The 18,306-nt window shown below is 73.0% G+C and carries 23 protein-coding genes; 9 read left to right on the forward strand and 14 right to left on the reverse strand.

Translation table 11 applies throughout. The features are described from left to right. Positions 1–657, reverse strand: a complete 657-nt coding sequence (locus tag G5V58_RS22605; RefSeq protein ID WP_165237489.1) for a maleylpyruvate isomerase family mycothiol-dependent enzyme — start codon at positions 655–657, stop codon at positions 1–3. Continuing rightward, a complete protein-coding gene (locus G5V58_RS22610) occupies positions 654–1,901 on the reverse strand; it encodes a YibE/F family protein (RefSeq protein WP_230486866.1) in 1,248 nt (415 codons plus the stop codon). The genes G5V58_RS22605 and G5V58_RS22610 overlap by 4 nt, the downstream gene beginning before the upstream one ends. Before the next feature lie 123 nt (positions 1,902–2,024). Here G5V58_RS22610 and G5V58_RS22615 point away from each other — a divergent pair, with 123 nt between their 5' ends. The 3 genes from G5V58_RS22615 (at position 2,025) to dnaB (ending at position 5,949) form a co-directional block, all read left to right on the forward strand. Further along, complete coding sequence (locus G5V58_RS22615; protein ID WP_165237493.1) at positions 2,025–3,338, forward strand: hypothetical protein; 1,314 nt, start codon at positions 2,025–2,027, stop codon at positions 3,336–3,338. A gap of 76 nt (positions 3,339–3,414) precedes the next feature. Further along, the gene (locus tag G5V58_RS22620; RefSeq protein WP_165237495.1) at positions 3,415–3,984 is read left to right on the forward strand and encodes a pyridoxamine 5'-phosphate oxidase family protein; all 570 of its coding nucleotides are present in this window, start codon (positions 3,415–3,417) and stop codon (positions 3,982–3,984) included. 597 nt (positions 3,985–4,581) lie between these two features. Continuing rightward, complete coding sequence (gene dnaB, locus G5V58_RS22625; RefSeq protein ID WP_165239506.1) at positions 4,582–5,949, forward strand: replicative DNA helicase; 1,368 nt, start codon at positions 4,582–4,584, stop codon at positions 5,947–5,949. A gap of 78 nt (positions 5,950–6,027) precedes the next feature. Here dnaB and G5V58_RS22630 read toward each other — a convergent pair whose 3' ends face one another. Together G5V58_RS22630 and G5V58_RS22635 are read right to left on the reverse strand one after the other, a co-directional pair. Continuing rightward, the gene (locus tag G5V58_RS22630) at positions 6,028–6,729 is read right to left on the reverse strand and encodes an SDR family oxidoreductase (protein WP_165237497.1); all 702 of its coding nucleotides are present in this window, start codon (positions 6,727–6,729) and stop codon (positions 6,028–6,030) included. Position 6,730: 1 nt separating this feature from the next. Continuing rightward, positions 6,731–7,924, reverse strand: a complete 1,194-nt coding sequence (locus G5V58_RS22635; protein WP_165237499.1) for a thiolase family protein — start codon at positions 7,922–7,924, stop codon at positions 6,731–6,733. Between the two features lie 121 nt (positions 7,925–8,045). Between G5V58_RS22635 and G5V58_RS22640 the strand changes: the two genes are divergently transcribed. Beyond that, positions 8,046–8,603 carry a TetR/AcrR family transcriptional regulator gene (locus G5V58_RS22640; protein ID WP_165237501.1) on the forward strand — a complete coding sequence of 186 codons (558 nt, stop codon included), beginning with the start codon at positions 8,046–8,048 and terminating at the stop codon, positions 8,601–8,603. Positions 8,604–8,615: 12 nt separating this feature from the next. Here the strand turns inward: G5V58_RS22640 and G5V58_RS22645 are convergent, their stop codons facing one another. Genes G5V58_RS22645 through G5V58_RS22660 form a run of 4 tightly spaced genes read right to left on the reverse strand, consistent with a single transcriptional unit; the run spans position 8,616 to position 10,624 of the window. Continuing rightward, positions 8,616–9,167: a GNAT family N-acetyltransferase gene (locus tag G5V58_RS22645; protein WP_165237503.1), complete on the reverse strand. Its 552-nt coding sequence runs from the start codon at positions 9,165–9,167 to the stop codon at positions 8,616–8,618. Further along, entirely contained in the window at positions 9,164–9,577 is a 414-nt protein-coding gene (locus G5V58_RS22650; RefSeq protein ID WP_165237505.1) for an arsenate reductase ArsC, read from the reverse strand. Before G5V58_RS22650 ends, G5V58_RS22645 begins: the two co-directional genes overlap by 4 nt. After that, on the reverse strand, positions 9,570–10,289 hold the full coding sequence (locus G5V58_RS22655) for an aquaporin (protein WP_165237507.1): 720 nt from the start codon (positions 10,287–10,289) through the stop codon (positions 9,570–9,572). The genes G5V58_RS22650 and G5V58_RS22655 overlap by 8 nt, the downstream gene beginning before the upstream one ends. Then, complete coding sequence (locus tag G5V58_RS22660) at positions 10,286–10,624, reverse strand: ArsR/SmtB family transcription factor (protein ID WP_230486867.1); 339 nt, start codon at positions 10,622–10,624, stop codon at positions 10,286–10,288. Before G5V58_RS22660 ends, G5V58_RS22655 begins: the two co-directional genes overlap by 4 nt. Positions 10,625–10,761: 137 nt before the next feature. Between G5V58_RS22660 and G5V58_RS22665 the strand changes: the two genes are divergently transcribed. Continuing rightward, complete coding sequence (locus tag G5V58_RS22665; protein WP_165237509.1) at positions 10,762–11,220, forward strand: ArsI/CadI family heavy metal resistance metalloenzyme; 459 nt, start codon at positions 10,762–10,764, stop codon at positions 11,218–11,220. 347 nt (positions 11,221–11,567) lie between these two features. On the opposite strand, the gene G5V58_RS22670 is transcribed toward G5V58_RS22665, so the two are convergent. Continuing rightward, positions 11,568–12,005 (reverse strand): MarR family winged helix-turn-helix transcriptional regulator, encoded by a 438-nt coding sequence (locus G5V58_RS22670; protein WP_230486868.1) that lies wholly within the window; start codon positions 12,003–12,005, stop codon positions 11,568–11,570. Between the two features lie 61 nt (positions 12,006–12,066). Here G5V58_RS22670 and G5V58_RS22675 point away from each other — a divergent pair, with 61 nt between their 5' ends. Then, positions 12,067–12,885, forward strand: a complete 819-nt coding sequence (locus tag G5V58_RS22675; protein WP_165237511.1) for an NAD-dependent epimerase/dehydratase family protein — start codon at positions 12,067–12,069, stop codon at positions 12,883–12,885. Positions 12,886–13,112: 227 nt separating this feature from the next. On the opposite strand, the gene rplI is transcribed toward G5V58_RS22675, so the two are convergent. The 4 genes from rplI to rpsF form a co-directional block, all read right to left on the reverse strand. Further along, a complete protein-coding gene (rplI, locus tag G5V58_RS22680) occupies positions 13,113–13,565 on the reverse strand; it encodes a 50S ribosomal protein L9 (protein ID WP_165237513.1) in 453 nt (150 codons plus the stop codon). A 15-nt stretch (positions 13,566–13,580) separates the two neighbouring features. Continuing rightward, positions 13,581–13,817: a 30S ribosomal protein S18 gene (gene rpsR / locus G5V58_RS22685; protein ID WP_165237515.1), complete on the reverse strand. Its 237-nt coding sequence runs from the start codon at positions 13,815–13,817 to the stop codon at positions 13,581–13,583. A gap of 65 nt (positions 13,818–13,882) precedes the next feature. After that, a complete protein-coding gene (locus G5V58_RS22690) occupies positions 13,883–14,464 on the reverse strand; it encodes a single-stranded DNA-binding protein (RefSeq protein WP_165237517.1) in 582 nt (193 codons plus the stop codon). Positions 14,465–14,584: 120 nt separating this feature from the next. Continuing rightward, the gene (gene rpsF, locus G5V58_RS22695; protein ID WP_165237519.1) at positions 14,585–14,872 is read right to left on the reverse strand and encodes a 30S ribosomal protein S6; all 288 of its coding nucleotides are present in this window, start codon (positions 14,870–14,872) and stop codon (positions 14,585–14,587) included. Positions 14,873–15,074: 202 nt separating this feature from the next. On the opposite strand from rpsF, the gene G5V58_RS22700 reads away from it, so the two are divergent. Continuing rightward, entirely contained in the window at positions 15,075–15,755 is a 681-nt protein-coding gene (locus G5V58_RS22700; protein WP_165237521.1) for a serine/threonine-protein kinase, read from the forward strand. On the opposite strand, the gene G5V58_RS22705 is transcribed toward G5V58_RS22700, so the two are convergent. Continuing rightward, positions 15,739–16,605 carry a helix-turn-helix transcriptional regulator gene (locus tag G5V58_RS22705; protein ID WP_165237523.1) on the reverse strand — a complete coding sequence of 289 codons (867 nt, stop codon included), beginning with the start codon at positions 16,603–16,605 and terminating at the stop codon, positions 15,739–15,741. The two genes, G5V58_RS22700 and G5V58_RS22705, sit on opposite strands and share 17 nt — an antisense overlap. 111 nt (positions 16,606–16,716) lie before the next feature. Here G5V58_RS22705 and G5V58_RS22710 point away from each other — a divergent pair, with 111 nt between their 5' ends. Together G5V58_RS22710 and G5V58_RS22715 are read left to right on the forward strand one after the other, a co-directional pair. Beyond that, on the forward strand, positions 16,717–17,454 hold the full coding sequence (locus tag G5V58_RS22710) for an SDR family NAD(P)-dependent oxidoreductase (RefSeq protein WP_165237525.1): 738 nt from the start codon (positions 16,717–16,719) through the stop codon (positions 17,452–17,454). Positions 17,455–17,463: 9 nt separating this feature from the next. Next, on the forward strand, positions 17,464–18,252 hold the full coding sequence (locus G5V58_RS22715; RefSeq protein WP_165237527.1) for a deoxyribonuclease IV: 789 nt from the start codon (positions 17,464–17,466) through the stop codon (positions 18,250–18,252). Positions 18,253–18,306 lie beyond the last annotated feature (54 nt).

Raw genomic sequence — 18,306 nt, forward strand, 5'->3', positions numbered from 1 at the left:
TCACTCCGGGAGGGCGTGGGCCGGCAGGTCGCCCAGGCCGGCGAAGGCGTCAGAGTACGGCGCCACGTCGCCGGCCTCGGTCCACGAGCGCAGCTGCTGCGCCGTGCGCCGCGACGTGAGCGCGCGGCCCAGGTCGAAGTCGGAGGCCCGCAGCCGGGTCGGTGCGTCGAGCGGCCCCCAGCGCCAGGTGTCGCCGACCAGCGCGAGCCCGTCGGGCGCCGAGCGGCCGAACCGCTCGGCCATCCGGTCCCGCACCAGCGCGAAGCCCGCGGTGTCCCGCGCGCCGGGCCGGTCGACCGCCGAGCGCAGGTCCTGCTCGTGGATCACCACGTCGTTCAGCGGCCGGCTGCCGTGGTCGGCCATCCAGGCGACCAGGTCGGGCGCGAGCGCACGCCACTCGGCGACCAGCTCGGCGCCCGAGCGATCGCGCCGGGCCTCGACCTGCGCCTGGGTCCAGCCCGCGTGGTGGTCGTCCGGCTCGTCGCCGGCCAGCACGTCGGCGCCGAGGCCGATCATGTGGGCCAGCAGGTCCCGCGCCGTCCAGTCCGGGCAGGCCGGCACCCGGCGCTCCAGCGCGTCGGCGCTCAGCGCCTCGACCAGCCCGCACACCCGCTCGTGCGCGGCGGACCACTCGGCGATCGGGTCGGGACCGGTCACGAGACCTCCAGGGGGTCGGGCGGGCCGGGCACGGTGAGCACGGCGATGGCGGTGGTGGCCGGCACCGCGAGGACCAGCCCGATGCTGCTCGCGAAGGAGCGCACCAGCTCCTCCGCGATCTCCTCGGTGCCCAGCAGGTCCAGCCACGAACGGTCGTAGAGCGAGACCGCCAGCAGCAGCGTGAGCGACGTGCCGGCGTAGGCGAAGACGATGGTGTAGATCGTCGAGGCGATGTGGTCGCGCCCGATGCGCATGGCGCTGGTGAAGAGCCGGGCCCGGCTCAGCCCGGGCGCCGCCGCGCGCAGCTCCCACACCGCGGAGGCCTGCGTGATGGTGACGTCGTTGAGCACGCCGAGCCCGGCGATGACCACGGCGGCGACGAGGAGGTCCTGGAGCCGCACCGCGCCGGCGTACGTCGAGAGGACCTGGCCGCCCTCGTCGACCACCCCGGTCAGGTGCGCCGAGGTCACCGCCCACCAGCCGATCCCGGCGGTGAGCACCATGCCCGCGAGCGTCCCGGCCAGCGCCGCACTGGTGCGCAGCGAGAGGCCGTGGGTCGTGTAGAGGACGACGAACATGATCGCGGCCGAGGCCACCAGGGCGACCGGTACGGCGGACTCACCGGCCAGCAGAGCGGGCACCGCGAAGCCGCCGATGACCACCCCGGCCACGCCCAGGCCGACCAGCGCCATCAGCCCGCGCAGCCGCGCCACGGCCACGACGACCAGGACGAACAAGCCGCCCACCAGCCACAGCGGGGTGGACCGCTCGATCTCGAAGTAGCCGTAGGTCGCCGGCTGCCCGTCGGCGCCCGGGGTGCGCAGCAGCACCACCCGGTCGCCCTCCTCCAGCCCGGCCGCGGCGACCTGCGGCGGGATGCCGACGCTCACCTCGGTGCCGTCGTCGGGGCCTTCGGCGAGGGTCACCTCGAGCTGGCCGCAGTCGGTCTCGGTGCCGTCCGAGGGCGTGGGGCACGCCTTCTGCACCCGGTCGACGGTGGCCTCGGGGAACGTCGTCCCCTCGGCCGCGAAGCCCACCGAGCCCTGCAGCCGGTCGACCTCGCCGCGGTCGGGCCAGAGCAGCACGACGCCGACGACGGTCACCACCGCGACGGCGGCGAGGACCCCGAGCAGCACCAGGCGGGGCAGCGGTCGCACCTCCAGCTCGGTGTCGCCGTGAGCGTGGCTGTGGGAGTGGCCGGGCCCGCTCCCCGGCGGCGTCGGCTCGGCTCGGTGTGATCCCACGCCCGTCATGGTGCCGGGTCGGGCCCAGCACCGCGGACGGGACACCGGACGGGAGTGCCGTCCCGGCCGACGCGGGACCGCTGCCGCTGCCGGCCGGGACGTCGCGCCCACCAGGGTCGAGCCATGACCACGCACACCGCACCGCGGTCCCGGACCGCGCTCGTCTGGCTGGCCGGCCTGGGCCTGGCCGGCCTGACCGGTCTCGCCGCCCCGCCCGCCACGGCCGCCGCCGACCACACCCCCCAGGCCGCCCCGTCGTCGTACGCCGGGTCGATCGTCTTCATCAAGGCGAACAACGTCTGGCTGGCCAAGGGCGACGGCTCAGGGCAGTACCAGGTGACCACGAACGGGTCCGCGGACTCGCCGTGGTCCTCGCCCACCCAGTCCGACACCGGCGTGATCGCCGCGAGTCACGGCCAGGACATCGTCGTGATGAGCCAGAACGGCACCGTCCTGCGCACCATCGACCCGACACCGCTCACCGACTCGGTGAGCCACCCCGTCGACGGCGTCCCGCAGGACCTCGCGTTCTCGCCGGACGGCACCAAGATCGCCTACACATTCTACTCCTACGGCTGCCCGATCGGGGCCGACTGCCTGGCCCGCACCGCCACCGGCATCACGGCCGCGACGGGCCTCACCCCGGCGGCCACCTACGGCACGACCTACCAGCGGACGCCCTCCTGGATCGGCAACGGCCGCACGCTGCAGAGCGGCGGCTGGGGCAGTCACATGAAGCTCAAGGACGTCGGTGGTGCCGAGCAGCTGTGGTTCAACGACTACGACTACGCCGCAGACGCCACCGACCTGGGTGACGGTGAGGTCTCCCCGGACGGGCACTGGCTCGCGGCCGTGCGCGGCTACAGCAGCTCCGCGCAGATCATCTGGTACGCCGTCAGCGGCAACCCCGCCACCGACAACCCGCCCCCGGTCCCCGACCCGCGGTGCTCCACCGGGAAGCAGGCCGGCTTCGCCGACCCGACCTGGGCTCCGGACAGCAACGCCGTGGCCTGGCAGGAGCCGGACGGCATCTGGGTCAAGGACGACCCGGCCGACTGCACGGCGCCCCAGCCCCGGCTACTCGTCGCCGGCGGCTCGGAGCCGGACTGGTCCGCCGCGGCGGCCAACCCCGCCCCGCGCGCCTTCGCGGTCTCCGGCAAGCTCCAGGTGTCCGGCAAGGCCAAGGTCGGCAAGAGGCTCACGGCGGGCGTCCCGGCCTTCAGCCCGACGCCCTCCGCGATGACCTTCCAGTGGCTGCGCGGCGGCAAGCCGATCAAGGGCGCTACCGCCTCGACGTACAAGGTGACCAAGCAGGACCGCGGCAAGAAGCTCGCGGTGACCGTCACCGGCTCGCTCTCGGCGTACCCCTCGGTCTCGCTGACCAGCCCCGCGGTCACGGTCAAGAAGACAAAGAAGCGCCACCACCACCACCGCTGACCGGGGCCGCACCCGCCCACCCGTGCCCCGCGCCCCCGCACCGATGACCCTGGTGCGGGGGCGCGGTCTCCACGTCATGAGCACTCGACCGGGCGGCCCGAGCCGCCAGCCCACCCGCACCCGCAACCTGGCCGGGCGCTACGACCTCCCGGTGATGACGTGGTCAGCCGTCACCGCCCGGCTCGACTTCGGCGGGCTCACCCAGGCGCCCGGCAACGGCGGCCCGGATCGGCACACCTGCTGGCTCACCACCCTGGACGCCGACGGCGCGCCCCACACGACCGGCGTCGGAGCGGAGTGGGTCGACGGCTCCTGGTGGTTCGCCAGCGGCCGCAGCACCCGCAAGGGCCGCAACCTCGCGCGGGACCCGCGCTGCACCCTGGCCGTGGCGGTGGCCGACGTCGACCTCAGCGTCTCCGGCACCGCCGCGCCGGTGACCGAGCCGGCCAGCGTCGCCCGCCTGGCCGAGGTGTACGACGCCGACGGCTGGCCCTGCCGTGTCGACGACTCCGGCACCGCCCTCACCGCCGAGTTCAGCGCCCCGTCGGCCGGCGGGCCGCCCTGGCACGTCTACCGGATCGACGTGGCCTCCGTGGTCGCCCTCGGGGTCGCGGAGCCCGGCGGCGCCACCCGCTGGGACTTCTGAGGACCACCCGACCGGGCGTTGTCCCCAGGGTCCCGACTAGTCATGGTAAGAGGCACCCCGGTCATCTGGACCGGACGGGGCTAGTCCATGCACACCGGTGGACAATGCTGTGGATGACCTCTCGGCAGGCCCATGTCGACAAAGCCACCCGGCTGCTCCCGGGTGACCGGCCGGTGAACGGACCCGGGAGCCGACTCGCCCGAGACTATTTCTGCTCCACACCGGTGGATCCGCGTTTGCCCAGGTCAGAGCGGTAGCTGGCGCCAGCCGCAGCGTCGAGTGCACACGTTGTCCCCAGGCTGTGCACAGGTTCCCGCGCGTGTCTTCCACCCCCGACCCGACGTTCTCCCCAGGTCCACAGGGGGCCTGTGGACAACCCCTCGCCCCGGGCTGGCCCCGCCGCCCGGGCGGTGACTACGGTCTGCGGGACGTGACCCCGACGAGCACCCGGCGCGGCGCCCTCCCCGGCGCTGTCGGCGCTCGACCCTAGCGTTGCCGGCACACCCCACCGCTGTCCCACCAGCACCATCCCCCACACCCGAGGAGCCGTCCGTGAGCGTCACCGAGTCCGACGCCTGGGCCGCCGAGCCGGCGGGCATGGACACCTGGGGTGGCGGCGGCTCCGGCGGCAGCGGCGGAGGGGGCGGCGGCATGGACCGCACCCCGCCCCAGGACATGGCCGCCGAGCAGTCCGTGCTCGGCGCGATGATGATCTCCAAGGACGCCATCGCCGACGTCGCCGAGATCCTGCGCGGGGTCGACTTCTACCGGCCCTCGCACGAGACCATCCACGACGCGATCATCGACCTCTACGGCCGCGGCGAGCCGGCCGACATGATCACCGTGTCCAACGAGCTCAACCGCAAGGGCGAGCTCCAGCGGATCGGCGGCGCGCCGTACCTCCACACCCTGGCCTCCCAGGTCCCGATCGCCTCCAACGCCGCCTACTACGCCGAGATCGTGCGCGAGAAGGCCGTGCTCCGCCGCCTCGTCGACGCCGGCACCCGCATCGTGCAGTACGGCTACTCCGGCGAGGGCCAGGTCGACGACCTCGTCGACGCCGCCCAGGCCGAGGTCTACAAGGTCACCGACCGCCGCGCGGCCGAGGACTACGCCCCGCTCAGCGAGATCATGAGCGGCGTCCTCGACGAGATCGAGGCCATCGGCAACCGCGAGGCCGGCCTCTACGGCGTGCCCACCGGCTTCATCGAGCTCGACGAGCTCACCAACGGCCTGCACTCGGGCCAGATGATCATCGTCGCGGCCCGCCCCGCCATGGGCAAGAGCACCCTCGCCCTCGACTTCTGCCGCGCCGCCTCCATCCACAACAACCTCACCAGCTGCTTCTTCAGCCTGGAGATGACGCGCTCCGAGATCACCATGCGCCTGCTCTCGGCCGAGGCCAAGGTCCCCCTCAACCACATCCGCAACGGCAACATGCAGGACGAGGACTGGAACAAGCTGGCCCGCACCATGGGCGGCGTCAGCAGCGCCCCGATCTTCATCGACGACTCCCCCAACATGACGATGATGGAGATCCGGGCCAAGGCCCGCCGCCTCAAGCAGCGCCACGACCTGCGCCTCATCGTCATCGACTACATGCAGCTCATGACCTCCGGCAAGAAGGTCGAGTCCCGCCAGCTCGAGGTCTCGGAGTTCAGCCGCCAGATCAAGCTCCTGGCCAAGGAGCTCGAGGTCCCGATCATCGCCCTCAGCCAGCTCAACCGTGGCCCCGAGCAGCGCTCGGACAAGCGCCCCATGCTCTCCGACCTCCGCGAGTCCGGCTCCCTCGAGCAGGACGCCGACATGGTCGTCCTCCTGCACCGCGAGGACGTCTACGAGCGCGAGTCCACCCGCCCCGGCGAGGCCGACCTCATCGTCGCCAAGCACCGCAACGGCCCCACCCGCGACATCACCGTGGCCTTCCAGGGCCACTACTCCCGCTTCGTCGACATGGCCCACTGAGCGCCGCTGCCGCGACGAAGCCCGGGAGGAGTGGCCCTGCAAGGCCACGGTGATGTCGTGGGTGGGGCCGTTGCCAGGTCAGCCGTTGAGCGCCGCGACGTCCCCCGACAGCCCCGCCTTCACCCCGCGACTCAGCTCGTCGGCGAGGAGCTCGTCGGCCCCGGCGGCGACGGCGTCGAGGACCTGGGCGGCCAGGACAGCGGGGTCGATCTTGGGGCTGTCCACGTGCGCGGTCATGTCGGTGTCCAGGAAGCCGACGTGCACGCCGAGGACCTGCGTGCCCTGCGCCTTGAGCTCCCCGCGCGTGGCGTTGGTGACCGACCAGGCCGCGGCCTTGGACACGGCGTAGCTCGACCACGACGGCGGCGTGAACCACGACAGCACCGAGAGGATGTTCACCACCGCGCCGCCGCCGTGGGCGGCCAGGGTTGAGGCGAAGGCGCGGGTCACCAGCAGCGGCCCCACCGCGTTGGTCTCGAGCTGGCGCCGGAGCGCCTCGACGCCGTCGGCGGCGAACACCGACATGGTCTCGGCGATGCCGGCGTTGTTGACCACCAGGTCCACGTCGGGCGCAGCCGCGGCGGCCGCGGTCACCGAGTCGGGGTCGGTCACGTCGAGCCGCAGCGGTACGACGCGTGCGTCCGTGGTGTCCACGGACCGGGGGTCGCGCGCGCCGGCGTACACCTTGGCGGCGCCGCGGCTGAGCAGCTCCTGGACGATGGCCTGGCCGAGGCCCCGGTTCGCGCCCGTCACGAGCGCCACGCTGTTCTTGGTGTCCATCTCAGATCCTCTCGATGATCGTCGCGTTGGCCGTCCCGCCGGCCTCGCACATGGTCTGCAGCCCGTACCGTCCGCCGGTCCGCTCCAGCACGCCCAGGAGCGTGGTGGCCAGGCGGGCACCGCTGGCCCCGAGCGGGTGCCCGATCGAGATCGCCCCGCCGTGCACGTTGACCCGGGCCGGGTCCGCACCGGTCTCGGCCAGCCACGCGAGCACCACGGGCGAGAAGGCCTCGTTGACCTCGAAGGCGTCGATGTCGTCGATCGTGAGGCCGGCCCGGCTGAGGACCTTCGCAGTGGCCGGCATGATCCCGGTCAGCATCAGCAGCGGGTCGTCCGCGGCGACGGTCGCCGTGTGGATCCGGGCCCGCGGGGTCCAGCCGCGCGACCGGGCCATCTCGCTGGTCGTGACCAGCAGGGCCGCGGAGCCGTCGTTGTACGGCGAGCTGCTGCCCGCGGTGACCTTCCAGTCGATCGGCCCGAACCGCTCCTCCCAGTGCTCCTCGGCGAACGGCGTCCGCAGTCCGGCCAGAGCCTCCGTGGTGGTGCCGGGCCGGATCGTCTCGTCGGTGTCCAGCGCGGTGACGGTCCCGTCGGCGTGGGTGACCTTGAGCGGCGCGACCTCGCGGTCGAACCACCCCTGGCGCCAGGCCTCGGCGGCCTTGCGGTGGCTGTCGTAGGCGAACTCGTCCAGCTGCTCCCGGGTGAGGCCCCACGTCCGGGCGATGAGCTCCGCCGAGACGCCCTGCGGCACCAGCCCGCCGTACCGCGCCCCCACGGTGGGACCGGCGAAGTCCTGCCCGGCCTGCGAGCTGCCGATCGGCACCCGGCTCATCGACTCCACACCCGAGGCGATGGCGATGTCGTAGGCGCCGGCGACGACGCCCTGGGCCACGAAGCTGAGCGCCTGCTGGCTGCTCCCGCACTGGCGGTCCACGGTCACGGCCGGGACCGACTCGGGGAACCCGGCGGCCAGGACCGCCATCCGCGTGGTGTTCGTGCTCTGCTCGCCGACCTGGCCGACGGCGCCACCGATCACGTCGTCGATCTCGGCGGGGTCCAGGCCGTCGACGCGTTCGACGAGCGACGTCAGGACGTGGGCGTGCAGGTCCACCGGGTGGACCTCGGAGTACGCGCCACCGGGCTTGCCCTTGGCGAGTGGGGTTCGGACTGCTTCGACGATCACTGCGTCACGCACCGGTGACTCCTTCGGACGGGGTTGCGGACTGTTCGTTCCGATACCGTTCCAAGCCGTTGCTCGGCCGTCGCATTCCCGTTCGGACAAGATTTCGGAATGGGCGGTCCGTCATACTGGTTCCATGGCCCGGCCGCCCGACCCCACCGCACGCGAGCGCATCCTCGACGCCGCGACGGCGCTGTTCTACGAGCGCGGCGTCCACCAGGTCGGCATGAGCGACGTCGTCGACGCCGCGGGCACCGGCAAGAACGTCCTCTACCGCCACTTCCCCGGCAAGGAGGAGCTCGTCCTCGCCTACCTCCACCGGTTCGCCGAGCGGATCGATCGGCAGATGGACGAGGCCACCGAGGGCCGGCCGCCCGACGAGGCGCTCGTCGCTCTGAGCCGCTACGTCGCCGGCCTGGTCACGCACCGGCGCTACCGCGGCTGCCCGTTCCGCAACCACCTGCGCGAGGTGCGCGACAACAGCACCCGCCCGAGCCGCTTCGCGTTGACCCAGGTCCGCGCCCTGCGCCGGCGGGTCCGCGAGCACGTCGTCGCGCTGGACGTCGACGACCCGGACGAGCTCACCCAGCGGATCTGGCTCGTCCTGGAGGGCGTGTACGCCGCCGCGCCCTACCCGGACCGGACCCGCCTCGCCGAGTCCTCGGTCGGGCTCGTCGAGGACCTGGTCGCCTAGCGCCGATCGAGGTCAGGCGCCCGACCACTCCCGCCGGAGCAGCCCGAAGACCCACGAGTCCGACTCCACCCCGTCGACCACGCAGTCCTCGCGCAGCGTCCCCTCGAGCGTGAAGCCGAGCTTCTCCAGGACCCGCCGCGACGCCGCGTTGCGGGTGTCCGCCTCTGCCTGGACCCGGTTCAGGTCCAGCGTCGAGAACGCCCACCGCAACAGCGCGCGGCCGGCCTCCGTCGCGTACCCGTGCCCCCACGCCGACCGCGTCAGGCAGTAGGTGATCGACGCGCTGCGGTACGTCGGGTTCCAGCCGTTGAGCGCGCACCAGCCGAGGAACCCGCCCGACGACGACTCCAGGACCAGCCGCGCGCCCGTGCCGTCCTCGGCCACCGACCGGCACGTGGCCAGGAAGCGCTCCACCCGGGACCGGTCGGTCCACGGCGGCGCGTCCCAGTAGCGCAGCACCTCCGCGTCGCTCTGCAACGCGTAGAGGTCGTCGCCGTCCGCATCGGCGAACGGCCGCAGCACCAGCCGCTCGCTGCGCAGCGTCGGCGTGGGGAGCGCCGTCATCCCGCGTCCACCCCGAGCGAGCGCAGGAGCGCCTCGACGCGCGTGCGGATCTCGTCGCGGATCGGGCGTACGGCGTCCAGGTCCTGCCCGGCCGGGTCGTCGAGCGCCCAGTCCTCGTAGCGCTTGCCCGGGAAGAACGGGCACGCGTCGCCGCAGCCCATGGTGACGACCACGTCGGACTCGCGCACCGCGTCGCTGGTGAGGACCTCCGGCTGCTCGGCCGCGATGTCGATGCCGACCTCGGCCATCGCCTGCACCGCGACCGGGTTGACCCGGTCGGCCGGCTCCGAGCCGGCGGAGCGGACCTCGACCCGGTCGCCGCCCAGGCGGGTCAGCCACCCCGCGGCCATCTGCGAGCGCCCCGCGTTGTGGACGCACACGAACAGCACCTGCGGCTTCTCGTCACTCATGCGTGGCCTCCGGGTCGAGCAGCGCGGCGCGCGAGGTGGTGGTCGGGAACAGGTAGGCCACGAGGGCCAGGCCGAGTCCACCGCCGACCAGCTGGGCCAGGAGGAACCACGGTACGGACGCCGGCGCGATGCCCGCGAACGTGTCGGACAGCGTGCGCGCGACCGTGACCGCGGGGTTGGCGAAGCTGGTGCTCGAGGTGAACCAGTACGCCGCGGCGATGTAGCCGCCCACGGCGTACGCGACCGTCCCCGTGCGGCCGGCACGCAGGCTGCCGAAGACCACGGTCACCAGGCCGAGCGTGGCGACCACCTCGGCCAGCCACAGGTCGGGCCCGTCACGGTGCGTGGTCGCCACCGACACCGCCGACAGGTCGAACATCAGGTTCGCCACCACCGCCCCGGCGCAGCCGCCCACGACCTGCGCGAGCACGAGCGCGGCCGCGGCCCGGCTGTCGATCTGTCCCAGCGCCCGCTCGATGAGCGTGATGACGGGGTTGAACGCCGCCGACACCGGCTGCAGCGCGAGGATCAGCGCGACCAGCGCGGCCCCGGTGACCAGGCTGTTCTCGAGCAGCTGAAGCCCCACGTCGTCCGGCGACAGCTGCGTGGCCGCGACGCCCGAGCCGATCACCGCGGCGACGAGGAACGCCGTGCCCACACCCTCGGCCACCGCCCTGCGGCCGAGGGTGGGTACGCCGACGCGAGCGGTCACGCGGTCGAGACGGCCACGCCGCCGAGGAGCGCACCGAGGTCGGCGAGCGCCTCCCGGCGTACCGCGTAGTAGACCCACACCCCGCGCTTGGACCGGTCCAGGAGCCCGACCTCGTGCAGCACCTTGAGGTGGTGGCTGATGGTCGGCTGGGACAGCTCGAAGGCGTCGTTGAGGTCGCACACGCACGCCTCCCCGTCGGCGTGCGACGCCACCAGCGACAGCAGCCGCAGCCGCACCGGGTCCGCCAGCGCCTTCAGCAGCGGCGCGATCCGGTCCGCCGCCTCGCTGCTCAACGGCTCGCTGGTCAGCGGCGAGCAGCACGCCACCGTCTCCACGGGGCTGAGCGTGAGGACCGCTGTCCTGGACGACACAGACTTCGACACGTGTCGATATTGACGTACATCCATGTCCGAGGGCAACATGAGCGGAACCAACACATCGACGTACGTCGATGTCTGACCGAGGAGTGACCATGTCCCGAGTCCAGCTGGCCCTCAACGTCGACGACCTCGAGCAGTCCGTCGCCTTCTACTCCGCGCTGTTCGGCGCCGAGCCCGCCAAGACCCGGCCCGGCTATGCCAACTTCGCCCTCACCGAGCCACCCCTCAAGCTGGTCCTCATCGAGAACCCCGGCCACGGCGGCAGCCTCAACCACCTCGGCGTGGAGGTCGCCGACACCACCGCCGTCGACGCCGAGCAGACCCGCCTCGCCGCCTCCGGCCTCGCCTCGGTCGACGAGCGCGACACCACCTGCTGCTACGCCAAACAGGACAAGTTCTGGGTCCAGGGCACCCCGAACGGCGAGTCCTGGGAGATCTACACCGTCCTCGCCGACAGCCCCGTCCCCGGTGGCCCGGCCACCCGTGCGCTCACGAGCCCGTCGCCGGCTCAGTCCGCAGCGGCCACGACCACGGGCGCCTGCTGCTCCTGAGCTCGCCGCCGGAACGCCGAGAGGGTCAGCTCGACGGCCACCGAGAACAGAGCACCGACGACGATCAAGCCCAGGTCTCGCTTCGTGCCGTAGTGACTGTCCTCTAGCTGCACGTACGGCAGCTCGGTGGCCCCACTCGTGTCGTTGAGCGTGTTCGCCTCGAAGGCGTCCGGGCTCCCGGTGCTCCCCGCCGGTTGCGGCTCCGCCGCGTGCACCGGCGCCCCCGCGAGGACCAAGCACGCAACGACCAACCAACCTCTGCCCCCCAGCATCTCCGGATCATGACAACGCGTGGGGGGGCTCGCCCATAGCCCACACGTCTCATTTGCGGGCGGGGACCCCGAGGGTCAGTGGGGGACGACCCGGGCCAGCAAGCGGCGGAACTGCGCGGCCTCCGTCGGGGACAGCTCGGCCAGGAGCTGGCGCTCGGCCCGGTCGCTGGCGGCCTTGGCCGCCTTCAGGGCGGCGCGACCGGCGGCCGTCAGGACCACGACGTTGCGACGGCGGTCATCCGGGTCGGGCTGGCGCGTGACCAGGCCCTTGGTCTCCAGGCTGTCGAGCAGACCGACCATCGTGGTCCGGTCCACACCCAGGCGCTCGGCCGCCTGCTGCTGCGACTCGGGCTCGCGCCCGTCCAGGAGCAGCAGGACGCTGAGCTCGCGGACGCTCACCGGGCCGTCGGCCAGGTGCTCGGCGTGCAGCTCCTCCAGCGCGAAGAACGCGTGCTTGAGCTGGTAGCCCAACCGCGCCCCCAGCTGGGGGCCGGGTCCGTCCTCGCTCGTCACGACGCCAGTCTAGTGCTAGCCTGATCATCAGTTGAACTGACAATCAGTGAAAGGAACGATCATGAGCACGTTGCTCCTCACCGGGGCCACCGGCCTCGTCGGTTCGCGGCTGCTGCCGCGGCTCGTCGCCGACGGCCACGACTGCCGGGTCCTCGTGCGTCGCGAGCAGCCGCTCCCCGACGGCGCGACGGCGGTCCTGGGCGACCTCGACGACCCGACCACCCTGCGCGCGGCGACCGAGGGCGTGGCGGCGGTGGTGCACCTGGCCGCGCTCTTCCGCACCGACGACGAGGCGGCCATCTGGAGGGCGAACCTCGACGGCACGCGCCACCTCCTCGACGCCGTCACCGCGCACGCCCCCGCAGCCCGGTTCGTGATGGCCAGCACCGGCAACGTCTACGACCACGACCAGGCGCGTCCCGGCCAGGAGGACGACAGCTGCCACCCCACCGCGGCGTACCCCGCCAGCAAGGTGGCCGCCGAGGCCCTGCTCCGCGAGAGCGGGCTGACCTGGTCGGTGCTGCGGCTGCCCTTCGTGTACGGCGAGGGCGACGGGCACCTGGCGTCCATGCCGACGCTGGCCGAGCGGTTCGGCCTGCACCCCGCGCACACCTACTCCGTCGCCCACCACCGCGACGTCGCGGCCGCCGTCCGCCTGGCACTGACCGGGGCGCTCGACGGCCGCATCGCGAACCTCGCCGACGACGCACCCGTCACCGTCTACGACATGGCCCGTCTGGCCGGCAGCCCGATCGACGGCTCCGCCGAGCCCCTGGCCCACCCGTGGGCGGGCCGCATGGACTCCTCGCTGCTGCGCAGCCTGGGGTTCCGACCCGCGGTCCCCACCATCTGGGACGCGGCGGCCCAGGGCATCCTCTGATCCTGCGCACCGAGCGCACCGTCGCCCTGGGCGGCCCGATCAAGGCCCTCGGCAACCGCGAGAGCGCCGGGAGACGGAGCGACGAGACCTCCGCGACGGTGGCCTGAACGTCGTCCCGGCTCAGGGCTCTGGCGAACGACGAGGAGCACCGGCGCGACAGACACGAAGGCCCGCCAGCGTGAGCTGGCGGGCCGAAGTGCTGGTGCGGAGGTGCGACGAGGAGAGCGTCAGCCCTGAGCCGGGACGACGTTCAGGGCCACCGTCGCGGAGACCTCGTCGTGGAGGCGGACGGTGATCTCGTGGTTGCCCAGGGCCTTGATCGGGTTGCCGAGGGCGATGGTGCGCTTGTCGACGTCCTGGCCGGTGGCCTCGGTGAGGGCGTCGGCGATGTCGGTGACGGTGACGGCGCCGAAGAGGCGGCCGCCGTCGCCGGCGCGGACCTTGACCTGGACGGGCTCGGCCTCGAGCTTGGTCTTGATGGTCTCGGCGGAGTCGTGGTCGCGGACGGCGCGCGCGGAGCGCGCCTTCTTGATGGACTCGACGGTCTTCTCGGCACCGCGGGTCCAGCGGATGGCGACACCGCGCGGGACGAGGTAGTTGCGGCCGTAGCCGTCCTTGACCTCGACGACGTCGCCGGGGGCACCGAGGCCGGTGACCTCCTGGGTGAGGATCAGCTTCATCTCAGGGGGCTCCTCTCAGCGAGCGGTGGACGTGTAGGGCAGCAGCGCCATCTCACGGGCGTTCTTGACCGCGATGGCGACGTCCCGCTGGTGCTGGACGCAGTTGCCGGTCACGCGACGCGCGCGGATCTTGCCGCGGTCGGAGATGAACTTGCGCAGCAGCGCGGAGTCCTTGTAGTCGACGGAGGTCGCCTTCTCCTTGCAGAACTGGCAGACCTTCTTCTTGGGCTTGCGGATCACTGCCTTGGGCATTGTGGTGCTTCCTCCTCAGAAGCCCGGCTCGCGCCGGAATGCTCGGGTTGGTTGGGAAAGGTGGATCAGAACGGGGGCTCGTCGTTGCCGACGCCCGGCGCGGCCCAGGGGTCGTTGGCGGGGGCACCGCCACCGCCACCCTGGCCACCGCCCTGGCCGCCGCCGGCCGGGGCCGGTGTGGCCCACGGGTCGTCGGCGGGCGCGGACTGGCCGCCACCGCCGCCGCCACCGGAGTAGCCGCCGCCACCACCGCCGCCGGAGTAGCCGCCCCCGCCGCCCTGGCGGCTGGTGCGGTTGACCTTGGCGGTGGCGAACTTCAGCGAGGGGCCGACCTCGTCGACCTCGAGCTCGAAGACCGTGCGCTTCTGGCCCTCACGGTCCTCGTAAGAACGGGCCTTGAGCCGACCCTGGACGACCACCCGCATGCCCCGCTGGAGCGACTCGGCGACGTTCTCCGCCGCCTGGCGCCAGATGGAGCAGCGCAGGAACATGGCCTCGCCGTCGACCCACTCGTTGGTGTTCTTGTCGAAGTTGCGAGGGGTCGAGGCCACCGTGAAGTTGGCGACCGCGGCGCCCGAGGGCGTGAAGCGCAGCTCGGGGTCGTCGGTGAGGTTGCCGACCACGGTGATGATGGTCTCGCCTGCCATGAGGTCTCCTTGTCGTCCTGTCTCGGCTCAGGTGCCCCCCATCGTTGCCGTCGGCACCGACGGTGGGAAGTGGCCATCCACAGCCGCACCCCCGTCGTACGACGGGGGGCCGCTCGGGGGTCAGTGCGCCGGGCGCAGGACCTTGGTGCGCAGGACCGACTCGTTCAGCGTGAGCTGGCGGTCGAGCTCCTTGACCGTGGCGGGCTCGGCGGTCAGCGAGACGACCGCGTAGATGCCCTCTTGGTTCTTCTTGATCTCGTAGGACATGCGGCGACGGCCCCAGACGTCGACCGACTCGACCGAACCGCCGTCCTTGCGGATGACGTTGAGGTACTTGTCGAGCGACGGTCCGACCGTCCGCTCCTCGAGGCTCGGGTCGAGGATCACCATGACTTCGTAGGCACGCAAAGCAGTCCCACCTCCTGTGGACTCGGCGGCCACGGTCTCTCCGTGGCAGGAGGGCTTGCGTTTCGAGTACGCCGCGACATCGGGTCGCAGCGGACAGGCAAGACTAGCGCGGCGACCGGGCCGACTCCCAATCGTGTGCCCAGGCCGGGGCCTGTGGACGAGCACCGGCACGGGCCCCGCGGTCGAGGCTACGGTCCGCGTCGTGCTCCGTCGCCACCGTCCGCTCGCCGGGCGCTTCGTGCTGCTCGAGGAGATCGGCCGCGGCGGGACCGCGACCGTGCACCGGGCCCGGGACCTGCAGACCCGCCGCCACGTCGCGGCGAAGGTCGGGCGACCCCAGCACCTGAGCGCCGAGCGCGAGCACCGCGTCGAGCACCCCCACGTCCTGCCCGCCCTGGCCTGGGCCGCGACCGATGACGTGGCCGTGCTCGCCACCGAGCTGGTCGCGGCCGGCACGCTCCAGGACCGGCTGCGCCGCGGCCCCCTCCCGCCGGCCGAGGTGACCAGGCTGCTGGGCCAGCTCCTCGACGCCCTCGTCGCCGTCCACGCCAGCGGCCTGGTCCACGGCGACGTCAAGCCGGCCAACCTGCTCCTGCGCGACGGTCACCACCTGCTCCTGGCCGACTTCGGCGTCAGCACCCGGGCCGGCGAGGCCGCCCCGCTCAGCGGTACGCCGTCCCACCTCGCCCCCGAGCGCCAGGCGGGCGCGCCGCCCCACCCCAGCCAGGACGTGTACGCCGCGGGGCTGGTCGCCCGCCGCGCGCTGGGCGCACCCGCGCCGCTGCTCACCCTGTGCGACTCGATGACGCGCAGGGAGGCGGACAAGCGCCCGACCGCGGCCCAGGCCGGGAGGAGGCTGCGCGAGCTCAGCGGGCCGTGCTGAGCTCCTGGGTGCCGAGCACCCGCAGCAGGGCCAGGGCGTCGGCCTCCCGCGTGCCCGGAGCGGCGGAGTAGACGAGCACGCTCTGGTCGACGTCGGGGACGTGCAGCAGGTCGCACTCCAGGACCAGCTCGCCGACCTCGGGGTGGAGCACCGACTTGGTGTGGCTGCGCCAGCCGCCGGGCTCGGCCGTGGCCCAGAGCTCGCGGAACTCCGCCGAGCCCGCGTGCAGGTCCTCCAGCAGCCGGGCCAGGCCCGGGTCGTCGGGGTAGCGGGCCGCGACCGAGCGCAGGTTGCCCACCGTCTGCCGGGCGGTCTCCTCGCGCTCGCCCGGCCGGCCGCCGACGACGCTGCGCGGCGGGTCGGCGGGGTCGGTGAGGAAGCGCAGCCGGGCGTGGTTGCGGCGCTCGGGCCGCAGCGCGGACCAGTCACCGTGCAGGGCCGACGACATGGCGTTCCAGGCCAGCACGTCGCCCTTCGCGCTGACCACGAGCGCGGGCAGGTCGTGGAACCGGTCGATGAGGCGCAGCACGCTCGGGCGCACGTGCAGGTCGATCAGCCCGGCGTGCGGAGGTGCGGTGCCGGCCAGGTTGAACAGCTCGTCGCGCTCGTCGGTGTCCAGCCGCAGCGCCCGGCACAGGGCGGTGAGCACCTGCTCCGAGGGGCGCGGGCCGCGGCCCTGCTCGAGCCGGACGACGTAGTCGACGCTGATCCCCGCCAGCAGGGCCAGCTCCTCGCGCCGCAGCCCCGGCACCCGGCGGTGGTGACCGGCGGGCAGGCCGACGTCCCCGGGCTGCACCCGGTCGCGGGCCCGCTTGACGGCGCGGGCCAGCCCGGCGCGGTTCGGCTTCACCCCTCCAGCATGACGCGGCCGCGCGCCGGACAGCGAGCGTGAGGGTAGGACCGCCGGTCCCACGACCAGCCGACCCTTCTCCACCTCCGCGAGGGCCCGCACGGTGGAGGCATGACCACCTCCACGACCACCGCACTGATCACCGGGGCCAACAAGGGCCTCGGCGCCGAGACCGCCCGCCGCCTCGCCGCCCTCGGCTGGACCGTCTGGATGGGCGCCCGCTCCGTCGAGGCCGCGACCACCGCCGCCGACGCCGTCCGCGCCCAGCAGCCCGACGCCGACCTCCGGGTCGTCCAGCTCGACGTCACCGACGACGCCTCCGTCACGGCGGCGCGCGACACCGTGGCCGGGTCCGGCACCGGCCTCGACGTCCTCGTCAACAACGCCGGCATCGCCGCCGGCGGCTACGACACCCTCGCCACCGTCCCGGCCGACTTCCTCGCGACGTACGGCGTCAACGTGCTCGGCCCGGTGCGCGTGACCCACGCGTTCCTGCCGCTGCTGCGCGCGTCCGCCCGGCCGCGGATCGTCATGGTCTCCAGCGGGCTCGGCTCGATCGAGCACGTGCTGGACCCCGAGCGCATCGAGTCGACCGTGCCCGGGTTCGTCTACCAGTCGTCCAAGGCCGCGCTGGACATGATCGCGGTGCAGTACGCCAAGGCCCTGCCCGAGGTGCGCGTGAGCACCGTCGACCCGGGCTACACCGCCACCGACCTCAACGGTCACAGCGGTCCGCAGACCGTCACCGAGGGGACCGACGCGATCGTGGCGGCGGCCAGCGCCGACGTGGTCCCGGACCACAAGTTCGACCGCGGCCACCTCGGTCTGGACGTCGGCGCCCCCGCCTAGTCTGGGCGCATGGACATCGGTGCCCACGTCGAGCAGACCGACCCGATCGCGGAGGCGCAGGCGCGCGGCACCACGCTGGTGCAGTTCTTCCTCGGCGACCCGCAGAGCTTCAAGGGCCCGGTCGTGAAGTACGCCGGCGGCCCGGACGGCCTGCGGGCCGACGCCGAGGCCGCCGGCGTCGACCTCTACGTGCACGCGCCGTACCTCATCAACGTGGCCACGACCAACAACCGCCAGCGCATCCCCGGCCGCAAGCTGCTCCAGCAGCACATGGACGCCGCGGCCGAGATCGGCGCCAAGGGGCTGATCGTGCACGGCGGCCACGTGCAGGACGACGATGACCCGGCCAAGGGCTTCGACAACTGGCGCAAGGCCATCGAGGCCACCGACATCAAGATCCCGCTGCTCATCGAGAACACCGCCGGCGGCACCAACGCCATGTGCCGCTACCTCGACCGGATCGCCGGGGTGTGGGAGGCGATCTCGAACGCCGAGGGGTTCGACCAGGTCGGCTTCTGCCTCGACACCTGCCACGCTCACGCCGGCGGCAACAAGCTGGAGACCGTGGTCGAGGACGTCCTGGCGATCACCGGACGCATCGACCTGGTGCACTGCAACGACAGCCGCGACGAGTTCGACTCCGGCGCCGACCGGCACGCGAACTTCGGGGCCGGCAAGATCGACGCCGACCTGCTGGCCGGCGTGGTCCGCGAGGCCGGCGCCCCGGTCATCTGCGAGACGCCCGGCGGCGCGGCCGAGCACGAGGCCGACTTCGCGTGGCTGCGCGAGCGGCTCTGAGGCGTTGGGCTCACAGACTCAGCACAGACTGACCACACCGGCGGCCGAGCCGGG

The sequence above is a fragment of the Nocardioides anomalus genome (genome assembly GCF_011046535.1).
In the GTDB taxonomy this organism is placed as follows: Bacteria; Actinomycetota; Actinomycetes; order Propionibacteriales; family Nocardioidaceae; genus Nocardioides; species Nocardioides anomalus.